Source organism: Ruegeria sp. BB7, assembly GCF_056539365.1.
In genome coordinates this window covers 514,991-541,161 of sequence record NZ_JBQFUV010000002.1, presented here as the reverse complement: position 1 = coordinate 541,161, position 26,171 = coordinate 514,991, and the positions used below count along the sequence as shown (strand labels likewise).

General features: G+C 53.3%; 21 protein-coding genes and 1 pseudogene. 11 read left to right on the top strand and 11 right to left on the bottom strand.

Going from position 1 to position 26,171, the window contains the following annotated elements; genetic code table 11:
* The first annotated feature begins 8 nt into the window (after positions 1–8).
* The gene (typA, locus tag ACR0D7_RS07830; RefSeq protein ID WP_480678517.1) at positions 9–1,826 is read left to right on the top strand and encodes a translational GTPase TypA; all 1,818 of its coding nucleotides are present in this window, start codon (positions 9–11) and stop codon (positions 1,824–1,826) included.
* A gap of 300 nt (positions 1,827–2,126) precedes the next feature.
* Positions 2,127–2,879, top strand: coding sequence for a hypothetical protein (locus ACR0D7_RS07825; RefSeq protein ID WP_480678516.1), 753 nt, complete (start codon positions 2,127–2,129; stop codon positions 2,877–2,879).
* A gap of 173 nt (positions 2,880–3,052) precedes the next feature.
* On the opposite strand, the gene ACR0D7_RS07820 is transcribed toward ACR0D7_RS07825, so the two are convergent.
* From ACR0D7_RS07820 to recA, 4 genes are all read right to left on the bottom strand, one after another.
* Positions 3,053–3,676 carry a transglutaminase-like cysteine peptidase gene (locus ACR0D7_RS07820; protein WP_480678515.1) on the bottom strand — a complete coding sequence of 208 codons (624 nt, stop codon included), beginning with the start codon at positions 3,674–3,676 and terminating at the stop codon, positions 3,053–3,055.
* Positions 3,677–4,030: 354 nt separating this feature from the next.
* A complete protein-coding gene (locus ACR0D7_RS07815) occupies positions 4,031–4,318 on the bottom strand; it encodes a DUF1330 domain-containing protein (RefSeq protein WP_480678514.1) in 288 nt (95 codons plus the stop codon).
* Position 4,319: 1 nt separating this feature from the next.
* The gene (gene alaS / locus ACR0D7_RS07810; protein ID WP_480678513.1) at positions 4,320–6,989 is read right to left on the bottom strand and encodes an alanine--tRNA ligase; all 2,670 of its coding nucleotides are present in this window, start codon (positions 6,987–6,989) and stop codon (positions 4,320–4,322) included.
* Positions 6,990–7,126: 137 nt separating this feature from the next.
* On the bottom strand, positions 7,127–8,194 hold the full coding sequence (gene recA / locus ACR0D7_RS07805) for a recombinase RecA (protein WP_480678512.1): 1,068 nt from the start codon (positions 8,192–8,194) through the stop codon (positions 7,127–7,129).
* 191 nt (positions 8,195–8,385) lie between these two features.
* Between recA and ACR0D7_RS07800 the strand changes: the two genes are divergently transcribed.
* Positions 8,386–8,979 carry a sulfotransferase family 2 domain-containing protein gene (locus tag ACR0D7_RS07800; protein ID WP_480678511.1) on the top strand — a complete coding sequence of 198 codons (594 nt, stop codon included), beginning with the start codon at positions 8,386–8,388 and terminating at the stop codon, positions 8,977–8,979.
* Here ACR0D7_RS07800 and ACR0D7_RS07795 read toward each other — a convergent pair.
* The 4 genes from ACR0D7_RS07795 to ACR0D7_RS07780 form a co-directional block, all read right to left on the bottom strand.
* The gene (locus ACR0D7_RS07795; RefSeq protein ID WP_480678510.1) at positions 8,976–11,267 is read right to left on the bottom strand and encodes a hybrid sensor histidine kinase/response regulator; all 2,292 of its coding nucleotides are present in this window, start codon (positions 11,265–11,267) and stop codon (positions 8,976–8,978) included. The genes ACR0D7_RS07800 and ACR0D7_RS07795 overlap by 4 nt on opposite strands.
* A 104-nt stretch (positions 11,268–11,371) precedes the next feature.
* A complete protein-coding gene (locus tag ACR0D7_RS07790) occupies positions 11,372–12,529 on the bottom strand; it encodes an RsmB/NOP family class I SAM-dependent RNA methyltransferase (RefSeq protein WP_480678509.1) in 1,158 nt (385 codons plus the stop codon).
* Positions 12,530–12,666: 137 nt separating this feature from the next.
* Complete coding sequence (locus ACR0D7_RS07785) at positions 12,667–13,869, bottom strand: tyrosine-type recombinase/integrase (protein WP_480678508.1); 1,203 nt, start codon at positions 13,867–13,869, stop codon at positions 12,667–12,669.
* A gap of 3 nt (positions 13,870–13,872) precedes the next feature.
* On the bottom strand, positions 13,873–14,259 hold the full coding sequence (locus tag ACR0D7_RS07780; protein WP_480678543.1) for a helix-turn-helix domain-containing protein: 387 nt from the start codon (positions 14,257–14,259) through the stop codon (positions 13,873–13,875).
* A gap of 351 nt (positions 14,260–14,610) precedes the next feature.
* Here ACR0D7_RS07780 and ACR0D7_RS07775 point away from each other — a divergent pair, with 351 nt between their 5' ends.
* A complete protein-coding gene (locus ACR0D7_RS07775) occupies positions 14,611–15,435 on the top strand; it encodes a plasmid recombination protein (RefSeq protein ID WP_480678507.1) in 825 nt (274 codons plus the stop codon).
* A gap of 26 nt (positions 15,436–15,461) precedes the next feature.
* Positions 15,462–15,692, top strand: a complete 231-nt coding sequence (locus ACR0D7_RS07770; RefSeq protein WP_480678506.1) for a hypothetical protein — start codon at positions 15,462–15,464, stop codon at positions 15,690–15,692.
* A gap of 145 nt (positions 15,693–15,837) precedes the next feature.
* Here ACR0D7_RS07770 and ACR0D7_RS07765 read toward each other — a convergent pair whose 3' ends face one another.
* Positions 15,838–17,634: a tetratricopeptide repeat protein gene (locus tag ACR0D7_RS07765; RefSeq protein ID WP_480678505.1), complete on the bottom strand. Its 1,797-nt coding sequence runs from the start codon at positions 17,632–17,634 to the stop codon at positions 15,838–15,840.
* A 218-nt stretch (positions 17,635–17,852) separates the two neighbouring features.
* Between ACR0D7_RS07765 and ACR0D7_RS07760 the strand changes: the two genes are divergently transcribed.
* The 6 genes from ACR0D7_RS07760 (at position 17,853) to ACR0D7_RS07735 (ending at position 24,050) form a co-directional block, all read left to right on the top strand.
* A complete protein-coding gene (locus ACR0D7_RS07760) occupies positions 17,853–18,131 on the top strand; it encodes a hypothetical protein (RefSeq protein ID WP_480678504.1) in 279 nt (92 codons plus the stop codon).
* A 75-nt stretch (positions 18,132–18,206) separates the two neighbouring features.
* The gene (locus ACR0D7_RS07755) at positions 18,207–18,800 is read left to right on the top strand and encodes a hypothetical protein (RefSeq protein WP_480678503.1); all 594 of its coding nucleotides are present in this window, start codon (positions 18,207–18,209) and stop codon (positions 18,798–18,800) included.
* Positions 18,801–18,885: 85 nt separating this feature from the next.
* Entirely contained in the window at positions 18,886–20,034 is a 1,149-nt protein-coding gene (gntH, locus tag ACR0D7_RS07750; protein ID WP_480678502.1) for a guanitoxin biosynthesis MBL fold metallo-hydrolase GntH, read from the top strand.
* A 114-nt stretch (positions 20,035–20,148) separates the two neighbouring features.
* Positions 20,149–20,955: a transporter gene (locus ACR0D7_RS07745; protein ID WP_480678501.1), complete on the top strand. Its 807-nt coding sequence runs from the start codon at positions 20,149–20,151 to the stop codon at positions 20,953–20,955.
* 31 nt (positions 20,956–20,986) lie between these two features.
* Positions 20,987–22,774, top strand: coding sequence for a hypothetical protein (locus ACR0D7_RS07740; RefSeq protein WP_480678500.1), 1,788 nt, complete (start codon positions 20,987–20,989; stop codon positions 22,772–22,774).
* Positions 22,767–24,050, top strand: coding sequence for a HupE/UreJ family protein (locus ACR0D7_RS07735; RefSeq protein WP_480678499.1), 1,284 nt, complete (start codon positions 22,767–22,769; stop codon positions 24,048–24,050). Before ACR0D7_RS07740 ends, ACR0D7_RS07735 begins: the two co-directional genes overlap by 8 nt.
* 397 nt (positions 24,051–24,447) lie before the next feature.
* Here the strand turns inward: ACR0D7_RS07735 and ACR0D7_RS07730 are convergent, their stop codons facing one another.
* Positions 24,448–25,188: a hypothetical protein gene (locus ACR0D7_RS07730; protein ID WP_480678498.1), complete on the bottom strand. Its 741-nt coding sequence runs from the start codon at positions 25,186–25,188 to the stop codon at positions 24,448–24,450.
* 104 nt (positions 25,189–25,292) lie between these two features.
* Positions 25,293–26,146: pseudogene (locus tag ACR0D7_RS07725) on the bottom strand (IS3 family transposase); the annotation flags it as partial.
* Positions 26,147–26,171 lie beyond the last annotated feature (25 nt).

The window sequence follows — 26,171 nt, the reverse complement described above, 5'->3', positions numbered from 1 at the left end:
GACCTCTCATGGACCTGCGCAATATCGCAATCATCGCTCACGTTGACCACGGCAAAACGACCCTGGTGGATGAGCTGCTCAAACAATCCGGCGCGTTCCGGGAAAATCAGGCCGTGGCCGAGCGCGCCATGGATAGTAACGACCTTGAGCGCGAGCGCGGGATCACCATCCTGGCCAAAGCAACCTCGGTCGAATGGAATGGCACGCGCATCAACATCGTCGATACCCCCGGTCACGCCGATTTCGGCGGTGAGGTCGAGCGGATTCTCAGCATGGTTGACGGTGTTGTCCTGCTGGTCGATGCCGCCGAAGGCCCGATGCCTCAGACCAAGTTCGTGACCTCCAAGGCGCTGGCGCTGGGCCTGCGCCCAATTGTTGTTCTGAACAAGGTCGACAAACCCGATGCAGAACCGGACCGTGCATTGGACGAGTGTTTCGACCTATTCGCCAATCTCGGTGCGGATGATGACCAGCTGGACTTTCCAGCCATGTATGCCTCGGGCCGCTCGGGCTGGGCCGATATGGAGCTGGACGGGCCGCGCAAGGACCTGACCGCTTTGTTTGACCTGATCGTCGACCACGTCCCTGCGCCGAAACAGGCCGAGAAAAAGAACGAACCCTTCCGCATGCTGGCCACCACACTTGGTAGCGACCCGTTCATCGGTCGCATCCTGACCGGTCGCGTGGAAAGCGGTACGTTGAAAGCTGGCGACAGCCTCAAGGCCCTGAGCCGTGATGGCAAGTTGATCGAAAACTTCCGGGCCTCAAAAATTCTGGCGTTCCGCGGGCTGGCACAACAGCCCATCGACGTGGCCGAGGCTGGGGACATCGTGACTATCGCCGGTATGAGCAAGGCGACAGTGGCAGATTCACTGGTCTCTCCGCAGGTGGACGAAGCTCTGCCCGCGCAGCCGATCGATCCTCCCACCATCACCGTGACTTTTGGCATTAACGATTCCCCTCTGGCTGGTCGTGACGGGAAGAAAGTGCAGTCTCGTGTCATTCGCGATCGCCTGATGAAAGAAGCCGAATCTAACGTCGCTATTCGCATCACCGACACCCCCGGCGGTGAGGCCTTTGAGGTTGCAGGTCGCGGCGAACTGCAAATGGGTGTTCTGATCGAAAACATGCGTCGTGAGGGATTCGAACTCAGCATCTCGCGCCCGCAGGTTCTGTTCCGCGAGGAAGACGGCCAGCGTTTGGAGCCCGTCGAAGAAGTCACCATCGATGTGGATGACGAATACTCAGGCGCGGTAATCGAAAAAGTCACCGGCGCGCGCAAAGGTGAATTGGTCGAGATGCGTCCGGCCGGAGTAGGAAAAACCCGGATCATCGCGCACGTTCCGTCCCGTGGGCTGATCGGCTACCATGGAGAATTCCTGACCGATACCCGCGGAACCGGTGTTCTGAACCGCGTGTTTCACGGCTGGGCCGCGCACAAGGGCCAGATCCCAGGGCGACGTGCGGGCGTCTTGATCTCGATGGAAAACGGTCAGGCCGTTGCATATGCTCTTTGGAACCTCGAAGAGCGTGGCCGCATGTTTGTCGGCCCGCAGACTGACGTTTATCAAGGCATGGTGATCGGTGAGCATTCTCGTGACAACGATCTGGAGGTTAACCCCCTTAAAGGTAAGAAGCTGACCAATGTCCGCGCAAGCGGGTCGGACGATGCGGTTCGTTTGACGCCTCACATTCAGTTCTCTTTGGAAGAAGCGATTGCCTATATCGACGACGACGAACTGGTCGAAGTAACTCCGAGCGCGATCCGCCTTCGCAAACGCTTTTTGGACCCACATGAGCGCAAGCGTATGGCGAAATCAGCATAAGCTGTAAAATGCATTGTTGATATGTATGCAACAATGCCACACTTATGACGAATTTGACCCAAGTCTCGAAAGGTCAATTTTTGCAAAGCCCGCCCACTCGGCGGGCTTTCTCTTTGGTATTAAACGATTTTTTTTAAATTCTAAAAAACCTATATATTAACATAAGATAAACACCCCTTGAAATTGTGGCTAGAAACGAATGATATTGTGGTTGAATTAAGGCACCAATGTTGTACGCAATCGAGTAGAGCGAACAGTAAGTACAACAGCGTTTGTAACGAGTATCGAAGGAGTGGCGCTATGCGCGTAAAATCCCATCTTTTGTCTTTTGTTTTTATTTCAGCAACTTTTCCTTTTGTTACCGCAGGCACAGCCCAGGCAGAGAGATGTAACATAAAAACCGCGCGCCAATCTGTGGCGACGGACACTCTGTGCGAATGTACCGTCGTGGACACACGGATGCTGCGCTATATCCAACGCCGGTCTGATTTCGAAGATATTCTGTCCCGTACACTTGAATCCTGCCCTGCATTCGCGGCCGTCCTGACGGATTTCCCAACCGCAACCATCACCTCATCCAACTCGGATGACAACGGTAACGATGGAAACGGTGGAAACAACGGCGGCGGTGGCGGCGGCGGTAATAACGACGACGATAATAACGACGACGATAACAACGACGACGATAACAACGACGACGATAATAACGACGACGATAATAACGACGACGATAATAACGACGACGATAATAACGACGACGATAATAACGACGACGATAATAACGACGACGATAATAACGACGATAACGACGATAACGACGATAACGACGATAACGACGATAACGACGATAACGACGATAACGACGATAACGACGATAACGATGATAACGACGATAACGACGATAACGACGATAAAGGCAAAGGCAAAGGCAAAGGCAAAAACCGTTCAGGACATTCTGACGACACCAATCCGGGTGGCCAAACCAATAACCAGGACGGCACCGATAATCCTGGTGGAACAAAGGGTGGCAAAAAGGGCGGCAAGAAGAAATAATACAACAGTGGCGGGGCTGAGTTGATTGGCATTGCCATCCAAGCAGCTTTACCTGCCCGGTTGTATATGCCCAATCCGGCCCAGTGGAACTGAACAACAAAAAAAGGGCGACCACCAATGTGTCGCCCTTTTGGTTTGCCAGCGCTCAATAAACGGGGGGCTGTTTACGGGCTTTAACTGCTGCGATAAACACCCACCCAACTGCTGGGTTTACTTGGATTTTGCATTCGCAGGAATAAATAACGCGTTGCCGACCAAGGTTTGATTTGATTGGTCAGATTGTCCAAAACCAAATCACCTGCCGCAGATCGGTACACAAGGACGGCATGCGAGTTACGCTTAGTGTCCAAGACCGTTGCAATAAGCAATTTGCTCGGATCGACACCAGCTCTAATCAGGTCCCGTTTCTTCAACAACGCAAAATCTTCGCAATCGCCACCGCGCGATGTCGGCAATGCCCATCTTTCTGCCGTCCGATACTGCGAACGATCCGTAACCGAGCGAGTCGTTGCATTCACTTGACGATTAACTCGCTGAATTATTCGCATTTCCTGTTGGTAAGACATGGCCGCCGATGTCTTGGTTGAACAAGCCCAGCTGTATTGGCGACACAACTGCTTTGCACCCGATGGCGGCGGCGACGCGACAGCACTTTTGATAAAACGCCCCTCGCTAGCATTAGCGGCTGAAACAACACTCAATGAACCCAACGCCAACCCCGAGACAACGACCAGTCGCCCCATAGTTGAGGCCAACCGTCCAAAACCGGCTCTGAAATCAGTGCTCGTGGGTTTCATATCAGTTCCTCGATCCAATTTTCCTTGTGCGCTTTTGGGTAAATCAGACCGTAGTACGATCCCGTAAATTATCGGTAACCGACGCCCTCAGCGCAATCTGAGGCGAGATTGGAAACGAAAAGAGGCAGAATTCCGTCAGTCATTATGGCCATTTAAGGCAAAAAATGAGAGGGCAAAGCCATAATCTTGGGGCACATCTACGAATGCAGTCCCATGAAACGACCGTAAGCCACTGATAAAAAAGGCAGCAAGTAAACTGCAAAAAACCGGACAACTTGCTAAGTTGCCCGGTTTTCAATATCGGCTAAATTTCGCTTATTACTATTACAATCGTTAGTAATTGAACTGTAAGCGTTATTCGGTGATCTCAACGACCAACAACTCACGCTCGCTGGCACCACGTGCGTGATCCAGTGCCTGTTGGTATTCAGGAGAATTGTAACATTCCACAGCGGCCTCAACCGAAGGAAAACGGGCCACTACATTCCGGGGTCGGTCCCTACCTTCAAGTTGTACATAACGACCAGCACGGGCAATGAATTTACCGCCGTGCTTTGCAATCGCAGGGCCCGCCAATTCAGCGTATTTCCCATAAGCTTCAGCGTCAGTGACTGACACATGAGCGATCCAGAGTGCGGACATCTTACCCTCCCAATACGTTTTCCGCAGCCTTGATGGCCGCATCTGAATTCGAAGCATCACGGCCACCGCCCTGCGCCATGTCAGGGCGTCCACCGCCGCCTTTTCCGCCCAGTTCAGATACGGCGGCCCGAACCAGATCAACAGCAGAAACTTTATCTGTCAGGTCAGAGGTCACACCAGCCGCGACAGCGGCCTTACCACCCGCATCAGCAATCAGCAGCACTGCGCCCGAGCCCAACCGGGATTTATGTTCATCAATCAACGCAGGAAGATCCTTGCCTGACACTCCGGTCAAAGCCTGAGCAAGGAAGAGAACACCGTTTACATCCCGCGCTTCGGCACCGCCCTGCCCTGAGCCACCAGCCATGGCCAGATCACGGCGAAGTTGGGCAACTTCGTTCTGCAAAGCCTTGCGTTCGTCCAGCAAAGCCTTGACCCTGCTGACAACGTCATCAGGTTGGGCCTTCAGCTCGGCCGCAATTTGACCCAAACGCTGGTCTTGGGCTGACAGATGTCGAAACGCCTCATCCCCGGTCAGAGCCTCAATCCGTCGCACGCCAGCGCTACTGGCACTGTCGCCCAACACGACGAAGGTACCGATATCGCCTGTTTGCTTAACATGAGTGCCACCACACAGTTCGATAGACCAAGTTTCGCCGTCGTGGCCCTTGCCAGTTGGCGCTTTGCCCATCGAGACGACACGCACTTCGTCACCATATTTTTCCCCAAACAGCGCCTGAGCACCCAGTTCCCGAGCATCGTCGGGCGTCATGATACGCGTTTCGACGCTCGAGTTCTGGCGGATGAACTCGTTCACCTCACGCTCAACTTTTTGGATTTCCTCGGGGCTCAGCGCCTTGGAGTGGCTGAAATCGAACCGCAGCCGGTCTGGGGCATTCAACGACCCACGCTGTGCAACGTGATCGCCAAGCATTTCGCGCAATGCTTCGTGCAACAGGTGCGTTGCCGAATGGTTTGCCCTGATACCGCTGCGGCGGGCGTGATCGACTTCAAGTTCAACCGCGTCACCTTTTGACAACGTACCTTGGTTAATCGTCACTCGATGCGCATAAATCTTGCCTTCGGCAAACTTGCGCGTGTCTTCAACCTGCGCAACATCTTGCATGTTCTCAAGTCGGCGGATCTCACCTGTGTCCCCAACCTGACCGCCAGCTTCACCGTAGAAAGGCGTCTGATTGACGACGACCCAACCAGAATCGCCGTTTTCGATCTTGTCAACCAAAGCGCCATCCACGACCAACGCGGCCACCTGCCCTTCGGCTTTCTCTGTATCGTAGCCCAGGAAATCGGTTGCTCCGGCACTGTCGAGCACGTCGAACCAAACCGCCTGATCCGCGGCCTCGCCTGAACCAGCCCAAGCAGCACGGGCCTTGGCCTTTTGTTCAGCCATCGCCTCATCAAAACCATCAGTGTCTACAGTCCGGCCCTTTTCACGCAGTGCATCCTGCGTCAGATCCAGCGGGAAACCGTAGGTGTCATATAGTTTGAACGCTGCATCACCAGGCAAGGCTGCGCCTTCTGGCAGGCCAGCGACCTCATCATCCAACAGTTTCAGTCCGCGATCCAAAGTCTGCTTAAAACGAGTTTCTTCCAGCAGAAGCGTTTCTTCGATCAACGCCTGTGCCTGGCCAAGTTCGGAATACTGCGCGCCCATCAATTGCACCAGCGACGGCACCAGACGGTGCATCACCGGATCCTTGGCACCCAGAAGATGGGCATGACGCATCGCGCGACGCATGATGCGACGCAGAACATAGCCGCGCCCATCATTTGACGGCATTACCCCATCCGCAATCAGGAATGAGGTCGAGCGCAAATGGTCCGCGATCACCCGATGATGAACGTTCTGATCGCCATATGGGTCTACACCGGTCGCATCCGCCGACGCCTCGATCAGCGTCTTGAACAGGTCCGTGTCATAGTTGTCATGGCTGCCCTGTAGCAGAGCCCCTATCCGTTCCAGACCCATACCGGTGTCGATCGACTGCATGTCGAGTTCGACCATCGACCCGTCTTCGAACTGCTCGTTCTGCATGAAAACGATATTCCAGATTTCAATGAAACGATCACCATCTTCCTCGGCCGAACCCGGAGGGCCGCCCCAGATGTGATCGCCATGATCATAGAAAATCTCGGTGCACGGACCGCACGGGCCAGTCGGTCCCATCTGCCAGAAATTGTCATTTGTGGCGATGCGAATGATCCGATCTTCCGGCACGCCGACCTTTTTCCAGATCTCGAACGCCTCATCGTCGGTGTGATAAACCGTCGTCAGTAGACGGCTCTTGTCGATTCCGAATTCTTTGGTGATCAACTCCCAGGCGAAGGGGATCGCATCATGCTTGAAGTAGTCGCCGAACGAGAAATTCCCAAGCATTTCAAAGAATGTATGGTGCCGCGCAGTATAACCGACATTGTCCAAATCGTTGTGCTTACCACCTGCACGCACACATTTCTGTGCTGTTGTCGCGCGCTGATAATCGCGGGTTTCCACTCCAGTAAACAGGTTTTTGAACTGCACCATGCCCGAGTTCACAAACATGAGCGTAGGGTCATTGCGCGGGACCAGAGGGCTGGACGGCACCACTTCGTGCCCCTGTTTGGCAAAGTAGTTCAGGAAAGTTGAGCGGATATCGTTCAGCGTGGGCATAAGGCTCTCTCAGCGCGCAATCATAATGTGTCGAAAAGGGTTTATCTCTGTCCCTGAGGATAGTCCACAACATTGGAGCGAGGAACGAAACAAGGCGGCCCTTGGGACCGCCCTGTTCGCGTCATTTCATGAGGACCTTAGGCTTCGAGGATATCGTCATCCTCAGCCGCGCCGGGTGGCATGTCGAATTCCAACCCATGTGCGGCGCGGATTTTATCTTCGATCTCTAGGGCCGCACGACTGTTGTCACGCAGATATTGCTTGGCATTCTCACGCCCCTGCCCGATCCGCTCATCACCGTAGCTGAACCACGAACCCGACTTCTCGACCACACCGGCCTTGACGCCCAGATCCAGCAGCTCACCCATCTTTGAAATGCCTTCGCCGTACATGATGTCGAACTCCACCTGCTTGAACGGCGGCGCCACCTTGTTCTTGACGACCTTAACGCGAGTCTGGTTACCGACCACCTCGTCACGGTCCTTGATCGCACCGATACGGCGGATGTCCAGACGGACCGAGCTGTAGAATTTCAGCGCGTTACCACCGGTTGTGGTTTCCGGGCTGCCGAACATCACGCCGATCTTCATCCGAATCTGGTTGATGAAAATCACCATGCAGTTTGAGCGGCTGATCGAACCCGTCAGCTTTCGCATCGCCTGACTCATCAGGCGAGCCTGCACGCCAACATTGCTGTCGCCCATGTCACCCTCAAGCTCGGACTTCGGCGTCAGTGCCGCCACCGAGTCGACCACGACCATGTTCACCGCGCCGGATCGCACCAACGTATCGGTAATCTCAAGGGCCTGTTCGCCCGTATCGGGCTGTGAGATCAGCAACTCATCCAGATCAACGCCCAGCTTGCGCGCATATTGCGGGTCCAGTGCGTGCTCAGCATCCACAAACGCACATACACCGCCGCGCTTTTGCTGCTCAGCAATACAATGCAGGGTCAGGGTCGTTTTACCTGAACTTTCCGGTCCATAAATCTCAACGATCCGACCCATCGGCAGGCCGCCAATTCCCAGCGCGATATCCAACCCCAGAGAACCGGTCGAGCTTGCGTCGATGTCCTGCTTGGCGTTCTCGCCCAGCTTCATGATCGAGCCTTTGCCGAATTGCCGTTCGATCTGTGCCAACGCGCTGTCGAGCGCTTTTTGCTTGTCTGCGTTTTTCTTGTCGCTCATTGTCAGAAGATCCGCCATTGTCCTGTCGCTTCCCTTTTGTCACACCCTTGAACGGGCGGCAATCGCTGCTTTGTTCGCCTCTTGTTCCTTATGGGACCAAAAAGAGAACATTTCAACTAAAACTTACGGAACTTACTCTTGGGCAATTGTGTTAAAGAGTCGTTTACGCCAATCTGCGATCCTAACGAAGATCGGCAAAGGGCAAATAAATGCTTGTTTTCTATAAAGAACGCCTTGCGTTTCTGGCTGTTCCCAAAACAGGCAGCACAGCATATCATTCCGCTCTGCACGACCGTGCCGATTTTGTGGTGACCGGCCCGCCAGAGTTAAAACACGCGCCGGTTCGGCGTTATGACCGATTTTTTCAAAACGTTTTTCGTAAAATGTATGATACCGAGATGGAGATCATGGCTGTGGTGCGCGAACCAATCGACTGGCTGGGCAGTTGGTATCGCTTTCGCGGTCGCGACGACCGCATCGGGCACCCACACTCAACCCGAGACATGAGTTTTGAGGAATTCGTTCAAGCCTATATGCAAAACCCCCGCCCTGAATACGCTAACGTCGGCAGCCAAAGCCAATTTTTTCGCACGCGAAGCAACGGATTTGGTGCAAGCCATATCTTCAAGTATGAAAATCAGGACAAGATCCTGAACTTTCTACAGGACCGTTTGAACATGCAAATCGAACTGTCCCAGGAAAATGTCTCCCCCCGACGAGAAACTCATCTGACGCCAGAAACCGAACAAAAATTCCGCAGGCGACACGCAGACGAATTCATCTGTCATGAAGCGGCAATTTAATTGAGTTGTTGAAACACCGCTTCAGTCAGTTGATTCAGTGAGAATGGTTTGGGCAGGAAGGTTGAGTTTGCTATCTCCGGCCCGGAATCGCCAAACGCACCTTCGGTATAACCGGACATGAATATAACCCGCACATCCGGGCGCGTCTTCATTGCTTTGCGCACCCAGGTTGGGCCGTCCATACCAGGCATGACGACATCCGTTACAAAGGCGTCGACACTCAGAGAACCGTCCTCGAGCAAGCGCAGGGCTTCTTCGGCGGAGTCCGCTTCAAGCACGGTATACCCTTTGAGACGAAGCGCGCGCGTTGCAAAAGCGCGTACCGGGGCCTCGTCCTCGACCAACAGGACAACCCCTTCGCCTTGACGTGTGCCTTGAACAGTGGTGGCAGGCGCCGCCACAGACGAGACAGCCTGAGGTTCAGACGAAACCGGCAGATAGACAATGAATTCCGTACCATGCCCTTGAAGACTATCAACAAAAATGAAACCGCCTGTCTGTTTGATGATCCCGTAAACAGTCGACAACCCAAGCCCGGTTCCTTCACCAGTTCGTTTGGTCGTGTAAAATGGCTCAAACACTTTTTGCAGTTTGTCTGCCGGAATTCCAATTCCGCTGTCACTCACCTTTACCGTAACATATTCCCCTGATTTAACGGTCACGCGATCACGCCTTAAGGGTTCGCTCAACACGACCACTTCGGTCTCGATCCGTACCTCACCACCATCTGGCATTGCATCCCGAGCGTTTACGACAAGGTTCATAAGTACTTGTTCCAGCTGTCGCTTGTCCGCTCGCACCGGCTTTAACACGGGATCATGACTTAGAATAAGGCGGACTTTCTCACCAACCAGACGATTCAATAGGTGGATCAGATCTGAAATCGTATCGCGCAGGTCCAGAACCTCGGGTTGTAGGGTTTGTTTTCGCGAAAATGCCAACAACTGCCCGACCAGGGCGGCTGCCCGATTGGCATTCTGGTTGATTTGAACCAAATCCCCATAATCCGGGTCATTCTGATCGTGCCTGAGCAACAATAAATCGCAATGGCCGGAAATAGCCGTTAGTAAATTGTTGAAATCATGAGCAACACCACCTGCCAATTGCCCAACAGCCTGCATCTTCTGACCCTGAACAAACTGGGCCTCAAGTGTCTTGAGTTCGGTCGCATCATTCAACACTGCGATCAAACGAACCTGGCCGTTGTTCACTACACGGTTCAAAGTGACCTGAACAAATACTTCTTTGTCCTGACGCGCGAGGCGTAGGAATTCCGAACGCATCGCGGGTTCGCGCGCGGCCGTGCTGGAAAGCCAATCAAGGATCGGATAACCCAACCCATGCATGATTTGGGCGATATTGGTTTTTTCAGGTTCGAACTCACCGATAAGCTTCGTGGCAAGCCGGTTTGCCTCCAGAATACTTCCATCCGCTGAAAGGCATATTATCGGCACGGGCAAATCAGCAAACGACGCCGCGCTACTGGTTTGCTTTTTTCCCTCAATCGGAAAAACCACAAGATCACGAACGGTTCCAGACCGACTGATCTCACAAACAGCTGCGGAAACAGGACCGCTTACCGTTTGAACCTGAAAAATGCCATCTTGCACAGGTATCTCATCGGGGAATACCTGATGCAGCCTTTCCGGCCCCCGCCCAATTAATCGAGCAGCGGCCCCATTCACGCGCAGAAGGTTTCCATTTCGACCTACACTAAATACCGGGACGTCGACTTCATCCCATTGGCCCGTTGAATCCAGGTGAAACCGCCAGCAGAACCATCCTCTACCTACATCAAATACTGAAACCGGAATCGTAGAAGCCAAGGTTACAATGTCTTCCCGTGCCCTTCCGTAAATTTCTGCCTTGGACTGCAAGCGTAAAAGAACTGCCGGAGGATTGGCGAACATTGACCTTAAACATTGCTCCAGCCGCCCACCGGGGAAAGCATGAACTTGCGCCCGCGCCTCGGAATTGGCGACCAAGATATCGCCTTGAGCGTTCGCAACAACGCTTGGGCACACGTCCTGCTCCGAGAAAACAGCCATTGTCTTGATTGCTTGCCGTGAAAGGTATTCAGCGATTTTGCCCCGTAGTAACACCAGAAAGGCGGTTGCCAGAAACGAAACCCCGGCCACTACAAACCCGGTGTGCCAAACCTCTGGCAGAAATCCCAAAACCGGCGATAAGCTCAACAATGCTCCCATCAAGATTAGAAACAAAAGCCGAAGGCCAGATGGTGATTTTTGCAAAGAAGGATCAGAAAGTACTTCTGTCGTGTCAGTCATAAACAACTCAAGTCGAGGGGCTTTGACGTACTCAGCCCAACCAAGGTTAATACCCGATTAACAAAATTCAGATATTCGCCTTAAAGTTGCTATGCGCTGACGCACTATCGCGTCAAGTGTGCAGCAAAGAAACCGTCTGTGCCGTGTGAAACAAGCCACGTTTTGCGTAAGCATTCCGACCAATCGGTGTTGGCTTGCAGGAACCTATCGACAACGCAGCCATTCTCATCGTCGAGTATGGAACAGGTGGCATAGGCCAAAACACCGCCAGAAGCAGTCAGTGACGTCAACTTGTCTAAAATCCCAAACTGGATTTCACTCAGTTCCTGCAAGCGGTTTTCAGTCAGCGCCCACTTGCCGGCTGGCGCACGCCTCCATGAACCGCTACCAGAACATGGAGCATCCACAAGGATCACATCATAAGGCGCCTGCCCAGCAAGTTCAGCAGTCGACAGAAGCGTTACTCGTGCACCTGCACGTTCAGCTCGTGCTGGCAGATCGCGCATTCGGGCTGAATTCACGTCATGGGCAAACACATCAACCCCCTGGTGTGCGGCAAGTGCCAGAGATTTCCCCCCACCACCCGCGCAATAATCCAACACACGCATTCCCGGCTTAAGGTCTAGTGCTGCCACCACAGCTTGGCTGGCGGCATCCTGAAGTTCTACCAAGCCTTCCGTATAGGCTTTGCTCTGCGCAATTTTGCGAGCGCCCTCCGTGACTTCCAGCGCTGTGTCGCAGGTCGGGTGCACAACCGCTTTAATTCCTTCGGCGTCCAAAGCAGCGATGGCACCGGCCATGTCAGTCTTGATCAGGTTGACTCGCAGATGAACCGGAGCCCGATGTCGCAATGCTCCGGCCACCTCAACCGCCTGCCCACCCAGCGACGACTGAAAGCGTGGCCAAAGCCACTCGGGGATGTCATATTGCTCAGCTTCGGTCACAAAATCCCGCGCGGCCTCATCTGCAGCCAAAATTGCAGGCGCATGACGATCGCCCGTAAACAAGCCGTCCAATTCCTCCCCAGATGCCCGCACCGCACCAATCATCAAACCGCGCCCGGTCTGGGCCCCTCCAAGCGCGGCAAAAGACCGTTTACACCGCAATGCATCGAACACGTGATCGCGCACGGCAGCCCGATCCTTTGACCCGGCAAACCGGCTGCGGCGGGCCCAGTTTGTCAGAGCCTTCTCAACTGGCTTACCCGCCAGAATCTCGTCAAGGATTTCTATTGATGCCTGAACGCGCGCGGCGGGTATCATGCCAAGATCCGATTCTGGCTAAGAGGCTTTGGAAAACGTAAAACGGCGCCCCGATTTGGGCGCCGCCACAGTTTGGCCGGTCGGTCACATGATCCGGTAGTTCGGGCTTTCACGTGTGATCTGAACGTCATGCACGTTTAGATTATTAAGCTGAAGCGCTTTGATTTTACACATATTTTTTCCTCATTTGCTTCAGCTTGCATCAGTGAATCAGCAGGTTGTGCTTTCGTTGCTGCATCAGTTGATGTCAAAGCTATCCTTGTGTGCGGCTGGATAGCAGGCCACCAATGCTCATTCAAGGCGTCTGCAACCTCAAGGATCGGCCCGAGCTTCCGTGTTTTATACACCATGGACATCGGGCTACCCAAAATCTTTTCACGCTCCTGCCGCGAAATATTGAAATGTCCCATAACTGACGAGATAGCGGCGCTCGATACCCATTCGTCAAGCCTGTCTGCCAGGGTGCGACGGATCGAATACCAATTGACCTTGGACGATCCTGAATTGCCGATACCGGATCGAGCAACGAGCCTTTGAATGACTTGTGTGTAGTTTCTACTTTGGATTGCCTTCTTTCCGCCAACCTCAAGAAGATACCCAGACTTTGACGCACCAATAAGGCGATCAAGAATACTATGCATGGGACTGGAAATCGGCGCGATTGGCTTCCGTTTGTTTGTTTGAACACCGGCACCAAGAAGGTCGATAACCCCGAGATCCATATTAATCTGATCCACTTGCAGGTTGCCAATGTGACTGATCCGAGCGCCAGTTCCAATCTCCAGAAGGAGGAGATCCAGAATGTGCGGGCGACTGCAAGCATCGATCAAAGCACCAATTTCCTTTACGGAGACATAGCGCCCCTTAGGATCGCGTTCGTCGGGCGCGGTAGTTCCATGAATGTCCGGAAGCCTTGGTGCCGGATAGCGCGACAATCCAGATGAGTAGGCGTTATCTACGCAAGCGTGCGCGGTTTGAACGATGTCCTGTATTGTGTTTGGATGAAGAGGAGTATCCCCTATCCCGCCCTTCACCTTCCCTTTCTTACGGCTGTATCTATGACCGCGAAGGAATTTGACGAATTCTGTAAGTGCAGGTCCCATCTCAGACATGCGAGACGACCAAAGAAAAGGCCGATAGTAGAGATCCAGCCGGTTCTTCAAGAGATTGAACCGTGCAGGGCTTAGCTTGGAGCGCTTTTGCTGCTCGTACGAAAGCCAAACCTCACCAAAGGTAGGATCGAGGCCGGAAGTGGCTGCAATCGGTTCAGTGGGCTCAGCAATGACGCGGATAAGCTCTTTAGCCTGACTTTCAGCCTCTAAGAGATTTCCAGCATCCAAACGTTAGCTCTCTGTTTTCTTTAGAAATCTGTTCCACCATCTGAGATAAAGCGCGCCCCTATTTTCGCAGATAGGGTAGCGCCCAATTTTCTTCACAACCTGCATCAGTATATCCTTTTTGATAAGGAAGTACTGATTCATCAGTCGTATGAGGTCAAGCAGAACTCTTTGATTTTTAACTGATCTATGCCCAGCCCTGCGGTATTTTGTCGAACTTGGTTGAACTGGCAAGTTTGCAACCGTGGCATCTTCGACGTATCGAAGCAGGGCTGAGCGACTGTAACGGACCAGTCGGCCGTCTTTGTAGAACGGGACTTTACGTGAAGATCGGCGACGCCTCAGAGTATACAGAGACACGCGCAGAAATTCTGCGGCCTCTTTTTCTGTCATGATCTCGTGTGCGCTCATTGATGACTTTTAGGGTTTCTGTATTGCGTTACAAGAACGCGCCAGAAAACTTTTTGAAAAATACACAGTGCAATGAGTGAGCGAACTACCAAAAAGCGCTGTAGCGAATGAATGTAACTGTGCAGTTTTTCAAACAGCCGTAGGCTGTCCGAGCAGAGGGGTTCGGGGAGAGTGCGGAACGTCCTCCTTGCTTCCGGAGGAGCCCTCGGCGGAGCGAACGGCAAGTGGAAGAAGCGTAGCCGATGCCATTTGCTTAGTGAGTAATCAATCGTCACCGAAGGCGACGGTTGGGACCTATCTCCTGTTCAGAGCAAAACAAACAGGAGGCAGGAAATGGATTTTCCGGTAGTTCTAAGATTTCAATCAATGCACCCCAATGACCTCGGTAGGTTCGAGATGCATGGCAATCGAACCGGCGGAGATTTGTCCCACATCGACGAAACCAAGACAGACCAAAACCAAGTCTATGTCGGAAGCGAAACATGGATTGAAGATTTGCGCGAAGAGATCGAAGATGCAAAGCGCAAGAACCTTACAAGCGAGGTTGTGGCCCTGGAAGCGAAGAAGCGGAAGAAGGATGCTGCCAAGCGCAAAGAAGAGGGGCTAAAGGAGCCGTGGAAGCACTCAAACGGAGGGCCGCTAAGGGAAGCCATCCTGTCAGCGAACGCTGAGTTCTTTAAGGACCCGGTGAAAGTAGCCATGTTTGAGAGAGAAGGCCCTGCCTTCTTCGATCACTTCTTTCCTGGGCAAGTGCGCTGCCTTCGCTTGGACCGGGACGAACAGGCATTGCATTTTCATGCAATCATTGTTCCTTGGACTGAAAAAACATCCGCGAGGCGCGGAACTCAAAAGCTCATTGAGCCAAGCTCCCACCCACTCCTGAGGGCGTATGAGAACGCCCAAGACGCCGCTGGCGAGTGGTTTGGAGGGATCGGGCTGAAACGGGGAAAAGAGAAATCCAACCGTAAACACAAGGCCCCGGTTGAATATCGCAAGGAGGTTTCTGAAGCATACGAACGGGGAATTGAGGCGCTCGAAGAAGATGAAGTAAAGCTCTCATCAAAAAGGAAAAACTTGTATTTGGCGAGAACGGGCCAAAAGACAAGCAAAGCCAAAAACAACTGGCCAAAGAAATTTCACCGGCATACCCGAAGCTGATGAAGATTGCGAAGTCGATACAAAAAATGAAAGACGATGCAACGAAAGTGATAAAAGACAAAGCGAAGAAACTGTTGGAATTCGAAAGACTATTGACGCAGAAAGAACGTGAACTGGGCAAACGGGAAAAGAATCTTGATCGTCAAGCGCGGATCATAGCCGCGGCTCGAAAGCAAAACGGTAAACCCGAAATTCCAGACCTTACACGTATCATCAAGCGAAATTCACAAAAAAGAGAAAACGATACGGCAAGATGAATTCAGTAAATTCGCCAGGCGCAATCAAGAATGCTATCCTGCCATGCGCGGCATACGCAAAATAGATCGACAATTGTCCTTGAACCGGACATAAGATCACAAATGCAGAGGTCGCCAAAACACACCCACGCAATACTGCTGGCCGTTACCGAGTGTCTGCCAGTGCTTTGGCCTTTTCGTACTCGTCCAGCAAAGGCTGTATCATTTTCGGATCATAAATCACCTTTTCCAGCCACCGTCGGAGCGGAAAGGTCTCGCCTTCGGCGATCATGGCCGCAAGGCTTTCAAGAATTTCCGATTCTTGGTCGAATTGTTCAAGCGCGGCGTTGCCAGCGGCCTGATAGGCCATCATATGTGGACCGAACGGCCCGCCGAGGTCCAGATTCTCCTGTATCGTGTCCAGGCTCTCGCGATAGTTTCCGGCGTGGAATAACGAAACACCCAGCATATTTCTGTAGGGCCGCCGGATACTTAGGGGGTCGAGGCTTAGCGACCGTTTCAGCGGCGTGATTGCCAGATCCGGTTTCCCGGCATACAAAAAAAACATTCCCAGATAGCCATGCGCTAGGCTGGAACTCGGTTCCTGCTCGACCGCACGTTCACCGAAATCAATCGCAGGTTGCGGATTTCCCATCAAGATTTCAAGAATGCCCAACGTCAACAGCGCACGAACACTCGCCGTGTCCATTTCCAGCGCGATTTCAGCATTTTGCCTGATTAAGTCACGCGTTTCATCAGTATTTGAGGCCAGCCCAAACCAGGTTCGGTGCGCTTCCGCGAACGCCAGACCCGCATAACCGTGCGGGGTGTTCGGCTCCAACCGCACAACACGCTGCAGCAATGTGTGTGCGGCGTCGAACCTCGACGGGTCGCTTGGTGGGTGAATGATGTCCAGTGCCTGCTGATACAGAATTCTGGCATCCCGACGTGTCCAGCGCGCATCCTCTATTCTGGAAGTCAGTTCGGGGAATAATTCGATGGAGAAAGTAGAGCTAATCTCGCGCGAAATCTCTGTCTGAGTGTCGAAGCGATCCTTGGTTTTATAGTCGAACCGCTTGGCCCAGATTTCGCCCCGGCTTTCCGTATCGACCAGACCAATGTTGAGCCGATATCCATCCGCCATCGTCTGCAGGCTGCCCCTTAAAACATGGGTCGCACCCAGATTGCGCCCCTCGTCGATCAGATCAACGACTCCGTTGGACAGTTCGGCTGTCGACGCAAACGAGATCACGCGCAAGCCCTGCACCCGTGCCAGATCTGTTGTGATATCCTCGGCAATGCCGCGGGCCGCCACGGATGTAACAGCGCTGTTGCCCAACGGATTGAACGGCATCACGGCAACGACAGGTAAATCTCCCCAAAGGTCATTGTCCGTGGTCGCCTGATCGGTAGACAGGCTTTCAGTTTCGAAACTTTGGAACAGCATGAAAGCTGTCACGCCCACCAACAGCGTCAACAAAAGCAACACGACCCAGTTCGGAGCCCGCAAGCCGGTTCTGCCGCGCTTGCCTGTCCGATCTGGCTTATCGGAAGGCGCCGAAGTTACATCCCGAAATTCGAACGACGGAACATATGACCCTTTGGGAATGGTAATCACCAAAGGATCATTGTTTCCGTCCGTCAGGTAATAGTGTTCCATCTCGCGCCGCAAACGGCGCGCTTCCAGGCGTACAACCGGGTCTGAAGTCGCGTCGAAATCCTCGGATCGGCCCAGAACGGAAACGCCAATCGAATAGCCCTTCAGCCGGTCAGCGTGCCCGGCCAGTGTTTCATCGACGATGTATTTGAGGAACGCGCGTCGGCGATCATTCGCACCAAACTGAGAACTCTCAAACATACGGTCGAGCTGTTCGTCTATGGCCGCCTGTTCCAGAGGCGGCGCTGACTTCCGCTCGGATAACTGACTTTCCATCGCAGTATCTGTCGGCTGTGTTTGTTCCATCCAAACTAACCTAACGATACCCGGGTTTTTCGGACTACGTCCAGTATTACATTCATACAAAAGAATTTTTAAGGTTCAGAACACGTTCAGAACATGTTCGTTACCCCAGTCCACAGACCTCGGATGTTAATCTGGTGTCTCCATGGGGTGCCCCAGCAGACATACCGTGGAGACAGAATCTCACGGATGGCCAACGGCCTTTGACGGGAGGGGAGCAAGTGGAAAACTTTCTTGCTGCCGGATGTTCCGAATTGGTGAAACAATCGCCCAAAGATGAATTCACAATCGTGTCTTTGTCGCGGAGTGATCCAAAGTTTCAGGCGATTTGCCGTGACTTCGGCGAGGCAGTGACCGCGTTCCACAGCTTTCAAGCTAAGGGAGAAACCGGGCGAGCCCGAGCGGTCGAATACAAACAGATCTGCGAGGATCTGAAGCTCGAACTGATGGAATACGTAAGCTTGGTCAAGGTCAGATCCAAGGCACAAGGTCACCACTAATGCGGCACGACGTTCGCTCGAACAGGCAGCTTGCCCGACGCCGTGACCTGAATTCCAACACGCAAGGAGACGGGAATGATTAAACGAACCTGCCAGACGCTATTCTTTGTATGTCCAATGGTTCTGGGCCTTATGTCCACCGCTCAGGCACAGGACGGTGATGGCCAGGAGTGCAAGGCGTTGTTTGTGCAAAATGCCGGTTCTGTGTCGATGACCGCTGACACGATAACGATGACAGATGTCAGCCCCATCGTCACATTCTTCTGTGATAGGCCGGTGCGATATGCAGGCGTCCAGAGCATACGGGGCTTTCTGGACATGGTGTCCGAAGGTGACGACAGCTTTGCCGTGGACCCGCCCAACGCCTTACTGACCATCGTTGCGGATGGTGAACCGCCTGTTGATGTGGTCGTGGAGTTGTCGCAGCGGCCACTGAACGACAAGGGAACGATGACCTATCCCGGCGTCAAGGTCATCAAGGGTGACATTCCACAAGCCACAGGCCCGGGGACGTTGTTCATCGACCATTTCGGCCGACCAATGTCGCCGGGATCGGTGGCAGGCGTGCATCGCCGACATGACCGCCGCGAGGTTCGCCACTGTGCCGCCGACAACCCCGATAACCCGAACGATCTTTGCAACTGCGGGCCCGGCCTCGTTTGCAACTGAGACAAGATAAATGATGGAGGAGAATATGTTTTATTGCATTGGTAGAAGATTTCACAATTTGGCATTTGCCTGCACAACCTTGGCAATGTCTTTTGGCGTCGCCGCAGCTTATGCCGAAAACCTGCCGACCGGCCGGACCGCCACGCAGATCAGCGACGAAGAGTATCCGGCCAGCTATTTCCCGAATACGGAAATCCTGGGGACAGATGAAATGCGGATTACCGCTTTGGGAACAGGTATGCCAAACCAAACCAAGGCTGCGGTGTCCATTTCGTTTCTTGTCGAGCTTGGCAACGGCGATGTGTTCCTGTTCGACATCGGAATGGGCTCGATGGGCAACCTGTTCTCGCTGCGTCCGGATTTCTCACAGATCGACAAAGTTTTTATCAGTCACCTGCACGTCGATCACGTTGGAGACTTTATGGCACTGCACGTCGGCAGTTGGCTGTCCGGCAGGTATACGCCCCTGAGAATCCACGGCCCCACCGGATCGACTCCGGAATTGGGTACCAAGGCCTTCGTGGAAAATATGAAGAAAGCCTATGCCTGGGATCTTGAAGGTCGCACAGGCGCATTGCCAGACGATGGCGGAAAGATCGAAGTGACCGAATTCGATTATATGCAGGAAAATGAGATCGTTTATCAGGAAAACGGCGTGACGATACGGTCTTGGCCAGCCATTCATCTTCTGGATGGATCGGTGAGTTATTCACTGGAATGGAATGGGCTGAAATATGTCTTCGGCGGCGATACCTATCCCAATAATTGGTACGTGAAATACGCCAAAGGTGCAGATATCGCATCGCATGAAGCCTTCCTGCCACCGAAAGCACTGGCACCATATTTCGGTTGGAGCCTTGGCCAAGCGACATACGTATCCACGCGCGTTCACACCGAGCCTGCGGCCTTTGGCAAAGTCATGGCCGAAGTCCAGCCTCGTCACGCGGTGGGTTATCATTCTGTGCTTTCACCGGAGAATTACCAAGCAATCCTCGAGGGAATTCGCACAACCTATGACGGTGACCTGACATTGATGCGCGATTTGACTGTCATCAACGTGACCAAGGACAAAATCGTGGTGCGCGAAGCATCAGTGGACGAATACGCGCTGCCCCCATCGGTGACAGAGGCCTATAATGACGCGCCTCGGTCCAAGGAACATAAACCCTCTGACAAGATTTTGGCCGGGAAATGGAAGGGTTACACCCCGCCGAAGATGCCGGATGACAAATAGTCCGTACTTGGAGGGCGCGTCTCTGCCGGGCGCGCCTGCAAACCCAAGTATCGCAGGTCGATGCGTCTCTGTCCGACTGAGTGAGGGAAAGTGTTTCAAGGAAAGAACGGATTTATGACAGCTCTTGCCAAATCCCTTTTATCCAAACCGGCTCGATCAGGCATATTGGCGTCGGTTGCTCTTACCGCTCTGGCATCGAGCCCCGCTGCAGCAGATGACTCGGAACTGGCCAAGCAATTGTCGAACCCGCTGGCGTCGCTGATCTCGGTTCCGTTCCAGTTCAATTACGACACCGGTTACGGTAGCGAAGATGGCAATCAGACAACTCTGAACATTCAACCTGTCATACCCTTTTCCCTGAACGATAATCTGAACCTGATCACGCGGACGATCATTCCTTACAAATGGCAGAACGATGTTTCCGGCAAGTCCGGGAGCAACCAGGGTTTCGGCGATTCAACGGTAAGCCTTTGGTTCAGCCCAACTAAGTCGTCGTTTACATGGGGCGTCGGACCCATCTTCTATTTGCCGACATCCAGTAACCGTGAACTGGGCGTGGGCGAATGGGGTGGCGGGATCACTGGTGTCATACTGGTTCAGGAGGGGCCATGGACCATCGGCGGGTTGGGCAACCATATCTGGTCTTTCGAAAGCAGCGACATCAATTCAACTTACCTTCAGCCCTTTCTGGCGCACACCACCAAGGACGCTTTGACTTACACGGTGAATTCCGAATCCACCTATGACTGGACCACGGACGAGTGGACCGCGCCGGTGAACCTCATGATTTCTAAGCTGGTCAGGTTTGGAGAACAGCGCGTATCGCTGCAGGCGGGCGCGCGCTACTACCTGGTTTCTCCGGACTCCGGCCCCGATGGTTGGGGAGCTCGGCTGTCTGCGACACTTGTGTATCCGCGATGATTGCAGGGGGGCGTTGTACCGTTTTTGACCAATGACGAGATTATCGCAACATATCAAGTGCTTACTGACGGCACTCGCGGTTTCCATCCTTGCAACCGCCGTCAAGGGTGATGTGATCCCGTACAGCGGGGCAGAAGTCGCCAAAAATATCGCTGTGTTCCGAATTGAAGACGAGGGCATTCGTCTGCAACTGGAAATCTACCCCGAGGATTTGGAGGTTTTCGAACACGCCTTTCAGTTGAAGCTCACAACGGGACCCCTCGCGACACGGGCCAAGTTTCATCAGTCACCCGGTGAGAATCCGGAAAGCATTGTGGTCGCTCGCGCTGACGGGAAGCCGCTGCCGTTTGACGTGATACGTATGGAGCACCGACAGAGAATTGACCGGGCCTCGCCTTTTGCCGGAAAGATCGACCCCCTCACCGGAAGGCCAATCCCCGGCCCACCAGAAAACCCAGAGGTCATATATCTTGAGGTGTTCTATAGTTTTGAGGGTGCGCGACCTGAGACTTTGATCATTCGCCCTCCCTATGCCGATGATGGATCGCGCGCAGCAGCAATTGGCTTTATGGTTCTCGACCGCTCGGTCCCTGTCACGCGCTTCAGCTTTCTGAACAAAGACACGCGACTGACTATCAACTGGCCCGATCCCTGGTTTACGGCATTCGGAAACCCAAATCTCAATCGACCTGCACAAAGTGGCACCACCTCATATCTTTACGTGGCGCCGCGTGAGATTCGTCACGAAGTACTCATCCGGGTTCGAGAACTCTCTTCGTGGATTGACCAGGAATTTATGACCGGTGACAGGCTGGAACCTGCGCTTCAATCGCAGATAATGTCCGCTGCTCTGGAAGAGTTCAAAGACCGCAATCCACTGAGTATCTCCGGTGAGACTGCCGCGTCTGCTTCGGCTCGTGGAGCATTTCTGACGTTAGGAGAAAGAGGGTTTCAAGTGGTTGAAGGCGCTCCGACGCTGATAGCCGATACGACGTTCGTCGGCTTGATACTGACTTATCCGATCTCGGAACTGCCGACCACAGCGTCAATCAACTGGGACATGTTTGATGATACGATCCAAAAAGTTCCGATAACGCTGACGGACATTGCTGGCCCTTTCTTCGCGTGGGCATCACCTGACGAACCAGTTGTCACATGGACCAATCATCTGAAACGATACGACAATCCCGACGTCGCACCGGTTCAAGCGGCGGGACTCTTTGTTGTACCGTTGTGGACAGTGCTGGCTGTTGTCGTTTCGGCTGGCGCGGGCGTAGTTGCGTTCCGATCATCCGGGAAACTGATACGGATTGGCTGTGTGGCGCTTTCTGCGATGTCTCTTTTCACCAGCATCGCCTTTTCAGGGAAACACGCAATTTCGGTCCTGAGCCCGATCTCCGGCAAATCCGATACTCAGATTGCGACGGGCGCAATATCCCGTCTTCTGACCAATACATATGTAGCCGCTCTCGAAGTATTTCCCGAAGAGCGGAAACTGGCGCTTGCACCGATCGTCATCGACACATCGCTCGATGATGTGGCTGCTGAGTTGGAAACCAGCTTGACGATCCGAGTGCCCGGCGGCGGACGCGCGCAAATCGTCGACGTCACGGATGTCGCTATTGTCGAAGGCGACATGACCCGCAGAGGACAGTTCGAAGGTGTCGTGCAGTGGCGCGTCAACGCGCAGGCCGGGCATTGGGGTCATGATCACCGTCGGCGCGTGGAGTATCGCGCCCGGGTAGAGCTCCAGCCTAACAGAGGAAACTGGGCTCTCTCCGCCATCACAGTGCTGGAGGCACGTTCACCAGATGTCTGATCGTATGCGAAAAATCCTTCTGATTTGTATAACCGCCTTTCTGATCGTCTCAGCGGTCGCAAGCCAGGCGCATTTCCTTCTGAACCTCAATGTGCGGGTTTTTCATGTTGAACACACAGATGACGGGCTCCGCATCTTTCTACGCGTGCCGATGCCATATCTTGTCGCGGACAAGACCGGTGAACCAGTTGAGGGCGACCTTCCGTCCGCCGCACCGTTTACGACCAATGCTTTTGAGAATGGCCGTGTGGTTCACTTTGTCGATCCCGCCGAAATCGCGGTAGACCCGCTTGGGCTCGGCTATATCGCTGAGATTGGTACGGTCTTAGAGTCTTGGAAAACACATGTTCCCGGCAATGTTGAATCTGTTGCGCTTCATCTTGTGGGCCAAGAGCCCGGCTTTGCAACTTTGAATGAAGCCAAACAAGCTGTATCTCAAGGCTCAACCCTGCAGGCCAATCCGCCTGCCTATGTCGGCGACGTGGTTGTGGACATTGTAATACACTACCAATTCGGGCAGGCACCTTCCGCCTACGCTCTTTCAAGCCTGCTGGACCCCGGTTTGCCGGATCAGGAAATGACCGCGAACCTCATCCTGGATTACGGTGCCGGGGATCCATTGATTTTTCGAACACGGGGGTTGATGAAGGACCCGATCGAGGTCTCCCGCTCCAGAATAGCAGGGATCGCAACTTTTGTCTGGGAGGGCGTGCGCCACATTCTGGAGGGCATCGACCATGTCCTGTTTGTTGTTTGCCTCGTCATCGGAGCGCACGGATTGCATGCGCTTTTATGGCGGGTCACCGGCTTTACGGTTGGTCACAGCGTCACCTTGTCGCTTGGCTTCTTTGGCTACGTGCCATCGGGCGCATGGTTTGTCCCATTCGTGGAAACGGGCATTGCTCTGTCCATAATCTATGCGGCTTTTCTGGCAGTGTTGGAGGGCCGCTCAGAGACCAGTTCCAACAGAAAGGTTTTTGTCATAACAGTATTGATGGGCCTCCTTCACGGTCTCGGCTTCAGTTTCGTTTTGCACGAAATTCTGCAGGTAACGTCTCCGAATATCTGGCAGAGCCTATTGGCCTTCAACGTCGGCGTTGAAGTTGGTCAACTTGCAATTGTCCTGGTCACCTGGCCGCTGCTGTCCCTTTTCACCAAGCTTGGTCCAACCCCGGAGATGTCGTTGAGAGTAACGATAGCAATTGGGTGCGGAACGGTTGCGAGCTGGTGGACTTTTGTACGCGGAAAAGACTTTCTGGAGATGCTGCTAAGCTAAATTTAAGACACCGACGCGGAGCGGGAACACTATCCGAAGTTAGTAATATACTCATCTTCTCACGGTCAGCGCTGCATTGAAAGCGACCAATACGAAAGCAGGTAGAAGTCAAAACTGCGATCCTCACCAAAAGTGACTATGCGTTTGCCTGAGCAAGGAATGTGCTGTCCACAACAATGTCAGGCCCAGGAATACTGCAGTGCAGCGATTTCGGAAATCGTGAACGGCGGGTAAGGGCCGTACTAACCATAACCAATGGCGGCAATACGTGGTTCGCGCCCGTTCTTGCGTCGCGCAGAATCGGTCAAGATTGGCTCGAAACGGACATTGAGTTCCGAGTCTCGCCATCGTTCACCTGTACCACTTACTGTAAATGGCTGGCCCACAGGGCTGTTTTCTACACTACAGGTGAACGCCTGGGCAGTCCGGTATTACAAGCGAAGTAGAACTCGTCTTTCGGGTCGGGGAAGAGCCAAGTAATCGGTCCAACTAAGACGGGAGGGCCGACTTCCTTGCTTTCCGCTTCCTGGTTGATAACCTCCCGACGGTCTTTGATCTGGCGGAACTTGTCGAGTTCTCGATCCGCCGGACGCCCCAGAAGCTCCTCAACCTTTTCCCAAATCATTTCATCATCATCGGTCAGTTCGGCAGTTTCCAGGATTTCAAGCCGTTGAATACGATTGGTTTTTTTGAGCATCTCAAACCAGTCATTTGGGGGTATTGTGATCCCGATCCGATCAAGATCACCCATGAATTCAGTATCACAATCAGCGACTTCTTCGTCGGAGATTTCATCAACCCCAACAAGTTTCTTGAATCCACGAGACCACTGAAGCTGCTGTTTCCCGTAGAAGGCTTTGCAATATTCAACGAAGAGAGCACCAGCCTGCTTTTCACCATTGTGTGTATAGTCAGAAAGAAGAGCCCATGGTGTGTGGCCTGTCGCATAATTTGTGCCGTCCGATTTATACTGAGAAAGGGTCACTTCTTGCGCAATGCCCCAGTCTTCAGAGCCCTTCTCATTATTTCCGAACTTGGAGATGTATTTTGCAGCTTTCTCGACTCCATCGACAGAATAGGCGAGGCCGTTGCCATCGAGGCCAAATGCGCGAAGACAGGATAGCCAATTCTGCTTCATGCTGAGATACTTAGCTGCCTCCTTCTGTGTCGTTTTCAAGAACACAAGAATATGAAAGTGCGGGTGCCACTGATCAGCCCCACTTGTGTGGTCCAATTTGATTGTTAGTGCATGACTGGCCTTTGGTCCATCTGAACGATGGCTTCCGGGGCCGGTGGTTTATATCCCAGAGCACTGTGCGGGCGTTTAGTGTTGTAGTGTTTCCTCCATTCTTCGATCAAAATCTGCGCTTCTCTTAGACTTTAGAAGACTTCTCCATTCAGGAACTCATCTCTGAACCGCGCATTGAAACTTTCACAGTAACCGTTCTCCCATGGGCTGCCTGGCTCGATGTATGCGGTCTTTGCTCCAACTGCATTGATCCAGTCTGCACCGCCACGGCAATGAACTCAGGGCCAATGTCGGAGCGAATGTAGCTTGGCACACCGCGCATGATGAACAGGTCACTCAGAACGTCGATGACATCGCCGGAGTTCAGCTTTCGGTCCACGCGGATCGCCAAGCACTCCCGGCTGTACTCATCGATAACGTTGAGCGTGCGGAACGCCTTTCCGTCATCCGTTCGACAATGCACGAAGTCATAACTCCAAACGTGGTTTCGATGCTCCGGCCGCAGCCGAATACACGACCCATCATTCAACCAGAGCCGTCCCCTCTTTGGTTGTTTCATTGGCACTTTCAGCCCCTCCCGACGCCAAAGCCTTTCGACGCGCTTGTCATTTACCTGCCAGCCCGCATCTCTCAGCAAAGCCGCGATCCGGCGATAACCGTAGCGGCCTTACTGGCGGGCCAATTCTATCACGTCCGCTACGAGACGATTTTCGTCTTCTCATGCACGTGGCTGATATCGTTGTGTCGAGCGATGCTGCCCCAGTACCCGGCAGCTTCGACGTTCCGATACCTTTATCTCGCTTCTGATTAGGTCGATACAGGCACGGCGACGGGCGGGGCTCAGTAATAATGGGATGGTCCGCCCTTTCCGG